The organism is Acidobacterium sp. FHG110202_01 (assembly GCF_059115305.1).
In genome coordinates, this window is the sequence record NZ_JBZYWJ010000001.1 from 45,874 (window position 1) to 57,106 (window position 11,233).

Consider the following 11,233-nt stretch of genomic DNA (forward strand, 5'->3'; position numbering starts at 1 on the left):
TCAAAATCTCCTGGCTCGATAAACAATTTTCATGTGGCAGTGCATATGAATCACTCCCGGCTCTTCGCCCGTCTATTCCCGGCAGAGCCAGTTGTGAGTCGCAATGTGAGAGTCTGATAGGCGGTCAGTTGAATCGCCTGCTGTGATATCCCTCTTGCAATCTCGCGGTCCTCGGTCATAGTTGTTTCTACAATGCTGGTTATAGGAAAGGCACATTTCAAGCTGACCACCGTGTTTTTCCCTGATATCTCATGGAGACGCAGCGTCAGATCTCCAGGCTTACCATCGCGACTTGGTTTGAGCACCTCGACCACAACATTGGGAGAACTAAGAGACAGCAACGATTGCACCCATTGTCTGGGCTGAAGATTTGAAGGCAGCACTGCTGAGTCGAGTGCATCCTCTGCATCGAATCGTTGCGCAGCAACGGGATCCGGATCTCCAGACATGCCCGTGAGGCTGAAGACATATGTATATGTAGCCGGATATCCCGGTTCGTAGGAGTCAAAGCGAACGATGCCCTGATCGCGTGTCTCTGCCTGATCAGACTTCAGCATGGCAACAGCACGAAGGCTTGCCGGACAAGTTGTCGAGTCAGCCTGGCATCCCTTTAAAGGCAGCTCATCAAAGTAGGATTGTTGCTGCGCCAGCATGAGCTGATAAGACTGTTTGTCTTTCGCGAAACTCCACACGAGAGTGTGTCTTGGCACAACAGCGTCGCTTTTTGCTCCCGGCAGCAGGTCCTCGGGGAAGCGATACAATCCTTCTCCGTTGCTCACAAATCTTTGCGAGCCGTCGGCCCCGGAGAAATGAAATCCGAAAGAATACCGGGCGCTCTGCGAATTGTAGGCGACAAAAGGCATTCGATTTCTATCGAGGGTTTCTTTGATATCGATGCGTGGCTGATCGAGAGCCAGGCTGATGATGGTTTCAGGCCAGTACGATCCGGGCCTGTCAATCCGCAGACGATCGAAAAGCAGCCCACGTTCATGGTGGAGTTCCACTGTTGCTGCAGTGAACAACTCGGGCTGATTGCCGTGGCCAATCGTCAATCGCCCAGCGTAATCATTACGACGCGCATCAAGAATGATCCGATTCGTGCGCCGGTCTGTGACTTGCGTTATCTCGCCGCTTTTGGGGTCGAACTGAACTTCGAAAAAAGGGCTTTGTAAAACAGGCGCCGCACTCGCCCGTGGCTCTGTCGCAGCCCGAATTGGCTGCAGAACGTAGGTACGATATCCCAGCGGTGGCACGTCATGAACTTCGAAGTATGTCTCGCCCGACTCATCATGCTGAGTCTTCACCTCTTGTCCACTGCTCGTGTCGCGGATCGCATAAGCGCCTGCTTCCCGAAGGCGCGCAAGGCCGGAGAACGCCCAGCTCGTTGGGTTATAGACCAGCACCAGGCGCTGTCCAGAGGAAGTGCGAGGTCCCGTCACCAGCTGTGCTGTGCCTTTCGCCAATAGATCAGTGACTGAGGCTCGTGCGGATTGCAGGAAGCCTGCATACTGCTGGTTTTGTTCCAGCACTTCTGCGCGTGACAAGAGCTTGGGCCAGCCTCCCTGTCCGGAGCCATTATGTTCGTCGTACAAGAAAAGTTTTCTGTAGTCGTCGGAAATGGCCGCTGCTGGATAGGGCGAATCCGGAACAAGGTGATTCACCAGGGACCAGAGAGTTTCCGCCCGCGGCAATTGCTCTTGTAACCACCGCGCATCCGCACTCATGGCGGGCGAATTCAATTTCACCGCGGACCATAGACCGCTCCAATCGCCCGTGTAAGTTGGGAAATTGCTCTCTCGCTCCAATGCAGCGAAGAACTCGGACGGAGTAGCGATAACGATCCGCGGCGAGTTACCCGCCGCATTCCACGCGCGAACATTCGGAATGAGCCCCTTCAGCTCATATTCAGGGCCGATGGCATCATGCATGTACAACAGCGCGGCGATGGAATGCTGATATCCCGCAGCCGCATATTCGTCCAGCAGCTTTCGCATGCCGCGATGCATGATTTCGAGGTTCGAAAGGCCGTTCCATTCTTTTGGATAGAACCTGGTATGCAGATATGGATCGCCTGCATCGGGATCGATGTAATAGTCGGCCAGCGCTTCTGTGTAGCCGCCGTTTTTTCCCTGCGTCTGCCACATCAGCACTTTGCTGCCATCGGGAGAGCGCCAATAGATGGGCATCTTTCCTGGCGCAAGGCTCGTTCCTCCACCGAATGCGGTATTCGAGCCAGTGATCAGGTAACGGACTCCGGACCGGGCCAGAACCTGCGGCAGGCGCATAGAGAATCCGGGCACGTCGTTCATCATCGCGACGGTTGCATGGATACCAAACCGCTGTTCTGCGGTCTTAGCCGCATACACAAGCCGGTTCAGTTCTTCCGAACCCATAAATTCGGTATGCATGCTTCCATCCGCAGCAGACAGCTCGATCTGCCCGCTGCGCAGCAGCTTCGCCAGTCGATCGACCAGGGCATCGTCCTTTGTGCGGTCAAGCCACGCCTGCAATTGCCACACGCTCTCGATGGTCCAGCGGAATTGTGGATCGGCATCACAAGCTCGAATGACAGCATCCAGATGAGGCTTTAACGCGTCCAGTTGCTCTTGCGGCGGACGGATAAATCCGAGATCCCAATGCGAACTCGGAATCACATAGATGACCTTCACCGGAGACGACGGCTCGCTGGCTCTGGCAGAAGCGAGCCCAAGTAGAAGAAACAATACGCACACAACGAGGCGTTGCCACCGGATCACTTGCGGCTTGTGACGATAACCGGGAATGCCCGCATGACACAGGTCAAATGATGAATAGCTTCGCATCAGAAGACTAGTTTGGTCGATAACTGCACCTGACGTGAAGTACCCAATCCAACAAGATTGCCCACCGTTGCAGTACTGGTGCCGAAGTCGAAGCCATTGACCGTGCTGCCGGGGTTGGCGAAGTTCGGATGATTGACGATGTTGAAAAATTCACCCCTGAACTCCCAGGTAAGATGATCGCCCAGCTTTGTGTTCTTTACTAAACCAATGTCCGGCTGGATAAATCCGGGACCACGCACGAAGTTACGTGGGCAGGTTCCAAAATTGCCGGCCGGCTGTGAGAACGCAGCAGTGTTATATTGCGGTCCGGGCAGGTCATAGTTCAATGCGCGAGTTGAAATCGTGAAGTTGCAATCCGGCCTGAGGCTTCCAGTGAATGGATTGTTTTCAGACCAGCCCACGTTAACAGGCGAACCAGCTCTGCCCTGCACGATCGCAGTAACCTGCCAGCCTGAGGTCAATGCTTTAAAGGATTGAGTGGCAGCCGGAACACTGTAAACCATGCCGATCGAGAAGGAATTGCGAACGTCGATGTCGCCTGGCGAGAAATCCGCATTGATATCGGATGGATTCTGATATGCCTCGAACAGCCCCATAAAGTTATCGAACTCGTGAGTCCAGTTGTAATTCGCCTGCAGGCTGAGACCATGCGTGTTTGTCCGCACGCTCAGGTTCAGCGCGTTATATTTCGACGTGGCAAACTGACCAGCCAGATTAATGCTGCCGAAATTATCACTCAGATAGTTGTGGCCCGTTAAAGGGTTTTCCAGATTAAGATTGGCGCCGGCGCTAAGGCGCAGGCCGCGATTCCCTCGATAGGCGATGCTGAGAACAGAATTCTTGGCGAACTGCTGCTCGACTGCAAGGCTCCACTGCTCGGAATAGGAGTCCCGCTGATGGGGATCGAAGGAAGTGACGCTCACCGGAGCTTTCGGATTGCAATCGGGCGCCTGGGCCGGCAATGGATACTGAATCACCGTAAGCGGCGGGTTGCAGGTCAGGTTTTGAGAAGCAATCTGGAGTAAGTTGATGGACACATTCTCTTCTGTATTCGCTGCAAGATTCAACGGGCTTCCTGCGGCGATGGGGAGAAAGAAGAGGCCGAAGCCTCCTTTGAAGGATGTCAGCCCTTTGCCGGTGGGATCCCAATTGAATCCAAAACGCGGCGCCCAGTCTATATAGGAAGGTTTGTAGAAGGCCGTCTTCGGCGGAAGCAGGGAGAGCGTGGGTATGTCGAAGTTCTGAACTGCGCCTTCCGCATCATGCAGAACCGTGTTGTGCTCCCAGCGGATGCCGAGATTCAGTGACAGATTGTGACGAATCTTCCACTCATCATTGAAGAAAAAGCTCATCATGACATTCTTCATATGCGTAAGCGGATATCCCAGCCGGGTCCATCCAACGCCGTCATTCGCGAGGAATCCCTCTGGTCCGCCGGATGGGTCTACACATCCACCTGTTCCTTGCGGCTGGCCATTGCAAGGCAGGTCGGTCGCCGCTTCTACAGTGGGACCGCCATTGTAGAGGAGCGTATCCTGAGTATCCAGCTCGCGCCCTACATTGTTCCAGCGTATATCGGTGCCAAACCGAAACTGACTGCGCCCCTTGATCTTCGTCGCTGTGTCTATGGCTTGATAGGAGATGGAGGGCTCTTTCGAAGCAAACAGCTGGGGGCTTGGAGCAGTCCCGAAGCCCACATTGCAGATGTAACAGGAGAAAATCGGAAAGCCTGGCTCTCCCGCGTCCTGATGCGAATGGGGACTGTTGATCGCGAATCCTGCTTCATTTAGAAATGTCTGCGAACCTGTGTAGTTCCAGGTTGCTTTGCCGAGCTGCGCCAGTTGCGGTGCATCTGCTGTTTGACCGATGGCCAGACCATACACGCCATATGTGTCGCTGAGATTGTAGTTATAGCGGACCGCAAAGTTGTTCTTCTTCGAGAGAACATAATCCAGCTTGATCGCTGCAGTATCTTCTCGAATGTCACTCGACGTCGCTCCATTCAGCACATCAAACCAGTAGCTGTAGATGATGTGGTTTTGTGTTGGCGCAGGCCCGCCGTTTCCTAACGGAATCTTTGCGAGAACAGGCGCCATGGAGGGATCCGCCATGGCACGCATGCGTGCATTCAGAACCAGGCTGCTGCCAGTGACCGGCGTTGTGACGTGCTGTCGTACGCCCTCATAATTCACGAAGAAGAAAAGCTTATCCCGGCGCACAGGGCCGCCTAGATTTCCGCCAAATTGATTGAGCCGCAGCGGCGTCGGTGTGCCGTTGAAAAAGTAGTTCTTTGCGTCCAGAGCATCGTTGCGGAAAAATTCGAATACTTCGCCATGAAGCTCATTGGTGCCGGACTTGGTAATGACATTCACAATGTCGCCGATGGCACGGCCATATTCGGCAGAATAATCAGACGAGAGAACCTTGATCTCTTCTATGTTGTCGACGCTCGACCGCGTTATGCGGGCATTTCCACGGCCAAACGTACTGAAGGTCGTATTGCCATCAACGCGCGTCGCATCCGTGCCGTCTACCAGCATGTTCGCGCCCATTTGGCCGCTGGGAAAGCCGCCTAACGAGTCCCGATTGACGCTGTCGCCGGTATTTTGAATAGCGCCTGGGGTCAAAGCAAGCAATGCCGTAAAATCGCGTCCGTTGAGCGGCAGCTTCGCTACCTGGTCAGCCGTAATGGTGGTGCCCAGAGCGCTCGTATTGGTGTCGACGGCAACGCCATTGGCCCGTACTTCGACCACCTGCTCTTCTGTGCCCACATCGAGCAGCACGTTTTCTGCAATCGTCTGATTGGCATGCAGAACCACGTTGTCGATGGTGGTGGTCTTGAAGCCGTTTCTCGTGAACTTCAGCTGATAGCTGCTGACCGAGAGGGAAGGCGCGGAATATTCGCCGGTGGAGTTCGTAGTGGTCGTGAATGACCGGTTGGTATTCATGTCGGTGATCACGACCGTGGTTCCTGGAACCACAGCGCCACTGCGATCGGTAACAATTCCACGAATCGTACTGGTATCCAGCTGCGCACTGACCTTCATCGGCGTCCAGAAACAAGCCAGGAGCAAAATACAGCTCAACAGAGAATAGCAACCCTTCAGAAGCAAACGGTTTCTGGATTGCATGCCGAGGTCGAGAGTCTCCCGGGGATATAAGTTCTTCTGCTTCAACATGCCTTGCCTCCTCGAAAAATGAATTGACAGCATTTTTATGGAATCGATACCATAAGCGCACTCATATGAATACATGGATTGCATCGCTGTCAAGCAAGAAATAATTTGCACGAATGAAGCGAGAGCTGGAAATTAGCGAAGGTATAGGGCAAGTTGACAGCAGCTGAGGATTCCCCATACAGTAGTGCCGCTGAATGGTACCGGTACCACATCCGATGTGAGAGGAGATCCCCCGATGAAACTTCCTGCACGCAGTATCTCCCGCGTTCCATCCTTTGCAGCCTGCTTCTTAACCTGTTTTGGTTTCGCATCGCTGCTGTTTGGACAAAGCTCTTCGGCTCCAACGGTCCCGAGCATACAGGCGGTTGTCCCCATGGGAGTCGTGAGGCAGAATCCGCTGATTTATGGACGCGACGGAACATATAGCGCGGTCATTGACGGAAAGTCTTACTGGGCATTCAACGATACGTCGATGCGGGCCTATAACGTGGATGGCCACAACTTCATCAGCAACACTCTGGCTTGGACTGACTCTCTGAACGCATCGAATGGGATTTATCTAAACCACGATTATCTGGATAAGACCGGAGTTCCGATCGAGTACATGCCATTCACATCGGTAGAGGAGCAGTTCAACTACACCCATGATCCCAATCACTGCACGGCAACTCCTGCAAGCACCTGCGGCGAAGATTACGCCATATGGCCTGGCCCTCTCGTTCCAATACCGGGAACATCAGCGGCGTACCAGTTCTACAGCAAAGTATTCCGCGGTGGAGATATTCAGGGGTTCCAGGTTATAGGTACAGGCATAGCGATGGAAGTAGGAGGTAAATTCACTCGTCCGGTGGAGGCGCCTGGAACGCCCGAGCCTACCTTGATGTGGCAGGGAGACGAAGTGGGGTATGCAGGTGGATGGCTGGTAGAAAATGGATTTCTCTATGCTGTTGGGTGTCAGGGAGGGTTTCTCGTCGAGAACTGCCGTGTCGCCCGCGTGCCCATCCTGGAGGTGCTCTTCAAGCAATCATGGCGCTACTATGCGGGCGGGAATACCTGGAGTTCAGATCCAAATGCGGCTGTGACTGTCTTTCAGGGCGGTGCTGCGGGAAACTCAATTTTTTACGATAAGGCTCTCCATCAATACATAGCCATCTATAGCGGCATTTACAGCAATAACGTTTACTATCGCGCAGCGAATCATCCCTGGGGACCGTGGTCAGACGAAACTCTTCTGTTTGTCGGCGATCAGGGCGAGAGCGGGACAATCGACTACGCGGCGCTTGCGCATCCGGAATTCGAAGAGGACGGCGGACTGACGGAATATGTCACCTATGTGCAAACCACGGGATTTCTTCAGCAGGCGCTTCAACTGGTGAAGATCACATTTCAGAAAAAATAATGATGGCTGAAGCAAACAACCTGCAACACTAACCTGACCGGCCGCGCACGGAGAACACTCTGTTCGCGCTGATACTCCATTACTGCATGGGAGCAATGAATGAAGTTATTCAAGACCGCGTTGTGTGCGATGTTGGCTGTATCGACATGTGCATGGGCAGCAGAGAACCCTCAGTTCTATCTTCGAAATGGCGACAAGGTCCTGTTCTATGGAGACAGCATTACTGAACAGCGCCTTTATACGAGCCTCATCGAAACATTTGTAGCGACCCGTTATCCGGATCTCCATGTAACCTTCGTCAATTCCGGATGGGGAGGAGATTCGGTGCATGGAGGAGGCGGTGGACCCATTGATACCCGCTTGACCCGGGATGTGTTTCCTTATCAACCCACCGTTGTCACGATCATGCTCGGCATGAACGATGGCAGTTATCGCGCTGAAACGGAGGAAAATGATAAGAAATTTTTTTCCGGATACAGCTATATTGTCGACGCGATCAAGAAGCAGGTGCCGCAAAGCCGGATTGTAGCGTTAGAGCCTAGTCCATATGACATGGTAACCAGGCCGCCTGCATTTCCTGTAGCAGGCAATATCGATTACAACGAGGTGCTGCGCAGTTTCGGAAAATGGATTGTGAATTATGCCGGCCAGTCAGGAATAGAGACCATTGATCTGAATACTCCAATGGTGAAAATGCTTGCCGAAGCAAACCATCTTGATCCGGAAACCGCCAAACAAATCATTTCTGATCATGTTCATCCTTCTTTTGGCGGACATCTTGTGATGGCCTCCGAAATTCTCAAGGCCTGGCAGGTGCGTCCGGTGGTTTCCGCTGTTGTGCTTGACGCAAAATCTACTCCACGAGTGGAAAGCGCAAAATTTGCAAAAGTAACCGAGCTTTCAGGCAATGCCGGTATCGCATGGACCCAGCTTGACGAATCGCTGCCGTTGCCTTTCCAGCAATGGCAGGACATGTGGGGCGGAGGAGCTCCAGTTGGCTTATCCATACGAAGCTCGGAGACCACAAAGGCCCTGAACCAGCAGACCCTGAAGGTGAACGGTCTCAAGCGGGGAACATATTCCTTGAAAATAGATGGGACTTCCATCGGCGCATTTAATAATGACCAGCTGAGTTCAGGGATTAACCTTGCGCTTCTAAAAACACCGGCCACGGATCAAGCGATGAAGGTGTATCAGCTGGCGGTTTCTCACGAAGAGATTCATTTCGATCGGTGGAGAAATATTCAGGTTCCTCTCGACGAATATCATGTCACACAGGCAAAGCCGGCAATGGATTCTCTGGATACTCTCGACGAAGCGATCGCAGATAAAATGCGTGAGGTTGCGCATCCTGTCCCTCATCATTTTGAGCTTGTCCCAATTTCTTAGCCTCACCTGTTAAAAAATACATAGAGATATTCCCTTTTTTGAGGAGAAGCGGAACCGTGGATAAGCTTGCCTTCGACAGGCGCACTTTTTTGAAATTAGGAAGCTCGGCCGCTGCGGCCTCTTGCATAGGGAATGCAAAAGGTCAGGAATCGGATAACCCGAAGCAGACGCATCCGGGAAACTCTGCTGCTCATAAGACGCCGGCTCGCCTGGTTGATTTCGTCAATCCGCTGCAAGGAACGGATTCGACTCCGCTCTTTTCCCGTGGGAACACATTGCCCATCGTTGCCATGCCGTTTGGCATGGCGCACTGGGCATTACAATCCAGCGATCAGGGCAGCTGGTTTTTTGAGCCTCACAACGAGCGCTTGCAGGGCATTCGCTGTACTCATCAGCTCAGCCCCTGGCTTTCAGATTATGGTTTTGCAACTGTACTTCCGTTCAGCGGAGATGCATCGCCGGAGCCTTCCGGACGAGCGTCATCCTATCGTTCCAGGGAGCTGCAAATCTCGCCTCATTACCTCAAGGTGCGCCTTATGCGATACCGCTGCTGGCTGGAGCTGACTCCAACAGAGCACGGCGCGCTCATGCGGTTTACTTTTGAAGACGATGGCTCTCACGGCGTCTTTATCGATCTGCCGGGAGACGATGCCGAAGTGCAGTACGATGCTTCCGGCAGCATTGTAAAAGCTCTGACTCGCCAGAACGCAGGCGGCGTGCAGCCTGGTTTTGCTGCTTACTATGTCTTTAAGTCAGACACGCCAATTGCAAAATTTGAAATAAAAGAGGTCAAAGGCCGGCGTGTTGCCGTAGCGCATTTTGCATCGACGCAGGCAAAGCCGGTGAACCTGCGCATTGGCACTTCGTTTATTTCTTCCGATCAGGCTCTGTTCAATCTCGAACAGGAAGTAGGACAGAAATCCTTTGAGGCGCTTGAACAGGAAGTGGCGAAGGTATGGGAAGACTCGTTAGGCCGCGTGCGGATTCAAGGCGCTACCGATACGCAGCTGCGTACCTTCTATTCATGTCTGTATCGGACGCTGTTGTTTCCGCGCATGTGGCATGAGAAGGATAACTCTGGAAACATCGTGCATCGCAGCCCTTACAACGGAAATGTGGAGCCCGGATTTTTATTTGCAGACCATGGTTACTGGGATGACTACCATGCCTGGTATCCCATGATGCTGCTGCTTTATCCGGAGCGGCTGAGCCAGATTCTTCAGGGCTGGGTGAACGCATTGAAAGAGGGCGGTTGGTTTCCGCAGTTTCCTTGCCCCGGCTATCGCGGCGCTATGACCGGCAGTTTGATCGACTCCCTCTTTGGCGACGCCGTAGCCAAGAGCCTTACTGGCTTCGATGTTCACGCTGCTTACCTGGGCTTGAAAAAGCATGCGACACAAAAGGGAAACCCGGAAAAAGGTTATGGCCGGGTTGGCATCGAACATTATCTGAAGCTGGGCTATGTTCCGAGCGATCTGGTAGGTGGTGGAGCAGCGCAGACTCTCGACTTCGCCTACGGTGATTTCTGCATCGCGCAGGTAGCGCGCGCAGTAGGAATGCACGAAGATGCAGCGATGTTTGAGAAACGATCCCAGAATTGGAAAAATATCTTTGATCCCGGCACAAAATTCATTCGCGGCAAACTTGCGGATGGATCGTGGCTGGAACCGTTCGAACAGCATACCTGGGGAGGAGCATACGTTGAAGGGGGCGCGTGGCAATATCGCTTCAACGTGCTGCATGATCCCGAAGGCTTGATGGAAGCCTTGGGTGGCCGGGATGCTTTTGTGAAATACCTCGAGGAGATGCTGACGCAGGCTCCGGTATTTCATGTCGGCACCTATGGTTTTGAAATCCATGAAATGTCAGAAATGGCAGCAGCCGACTTTGGCCAATATGCCCATTCGAATCAGCCAGTCCACAATGTGCTGTACATGTTTACTGCGGCAGGCCGGAGAGACAGAACACAGTATTGGGTTCATCGTGTTCTCAATGAGCTTTATTCTCCCGACAACTTTGCAGGTGATGAAGACACAGGAGCGACAAGCGCGTGGTACATCTTAAGCTCGTTAGGTTTATTTGCTCTCTGCCCCGGCAAGCCTGACTGGACACTGGGAGCGCCTCTTTTCAATTCGGTAGAGATTCGTTTCCCTGAAGGGCGGACCATTCGCATTGATACTGCAAGAAAAAGGCCGGGAGATTTCTATAATCAGATAAAGTTGAACGGGACCGTTCAACACGGCGCATCCATTCCGCATACTGCACTGTTGAGCAACGCACATCTCGAATTTCTCGCTGTTTGAGCGCACGCTGGCAGTCTTATTGATTCGAAGCGCGAATTTTATTCAGTTTCTTCCTTGCCGGCGAAACACACCAGCGAGCTTTTTTCGGCGAGAATAGCCGTCGGAAAATTGTCTTCGAATAATTGCGTTCCAACATTGACC

General features: G+C 52.9%; 5 protein-coding genes. 3 read left to right on the forward strand and 2 right to left on the reverse strand.

What is annotated here, in order from left to right:
* Positions 1-50 precede the first annotated feature (50 nt).
* Positions 51-2,822, reverse strand: coding sequence for a glycoside hydrolase family 38 N-terminal domain-containing protein (locus AC5S16_RS00165; protein WP_493927977.1), 2,772 nt, complete (start codon positions 2,820-2,822; stop codon positions 51-53).
* Positions 2,822-6,001: a TonB-dependent receptor gene (locus AC5S16_RS00170; protein WP_493927978.1), complete on the reverse strand. Its 3,180-nt coding sequence runs from the start codon at positions 5,999-6,001 to the stop codon at positions 2,822-2,824. The genes AC5S16_RS00165 and AC5S16_RS00170 overlap by 1 nt, the downstream gene beginning before the upstream one ends.
* A gap of 235 nt (positions 6,002-6,236) precedes the next feature.
* On the opposite strand from AC5S16_RS00170, the gene AC5S16_RS00175 reads away from it, so the two are divergent.
* From AC5S16_RS00175 to AC5S16_RS00185, 3 genes are all read left to right on the forward strand, one after another.
* Positions 6,237-7,400, forward strand: coding sequence for a DUF5005 domain-containing protein (locus AC5S16_RS00175; protein WP_493927979.1), 1,164 nt, complete (start codon positions 6,237-6,239; stop codon positions 7,398-7,400).
* 99 nt (positions 7,401-7,499) lie between these two features.
* A complete protein-coding gene (locus tag AC5S16_RS00180) occupies positions 7,500-8,789 on the forward strand; it encodes an SGNH/GDSL hydrolase family protein (RefSeq protein WP_493927980.1) in 1,290 nt (429 codons plus the stop codon).
* Positions 8,790-8,845: 56 nt separating this feature from the next.
* Positions 8,846-11,092, forward strand: a complete 2,247-nt coding sequence (locus AC5S16_RS00185; protein WP_493927981.1) for a GH92 family glycosyl hydrolase — start codon at positions 8,846-8,848, stop codon at positions 11,090-11,092.
* The last annotated feature ends 141 nt before the right edge of the window (positions 11,093-11,233 follow it).

Coding starts and splice junctions, on each gene's coding strand:
- AC5S16_RS00165 (WP_493927977.1), bottom strand. CDS start 2,822: ATGCGAAGCTATTCATCATTTGACCTGTGTCATGCGGGCATTCCCGGT.
- AC5S16_RS00170 (WP_493927978.1), bottom strand. CDS start 6,001: ATGTTGAAGCAGAAGAACTTATATCCCCGGGAGACTCTCGACCTCGGC.
- AC5S16_RS00175 (WP_493927979.1), top strand. CDS start 6,237: ATGAAACTTCCTGCACGCAGTATCTCCCGCGTTCCATCCTTTGCAGCC.
- AC5S16_RS00180 (WP_493927980.1), top strand. CDS start 7,500: ATGAAGTTATTCAAGACCGCGTTGTGTGCGATGTTGGCTGTATCGACA.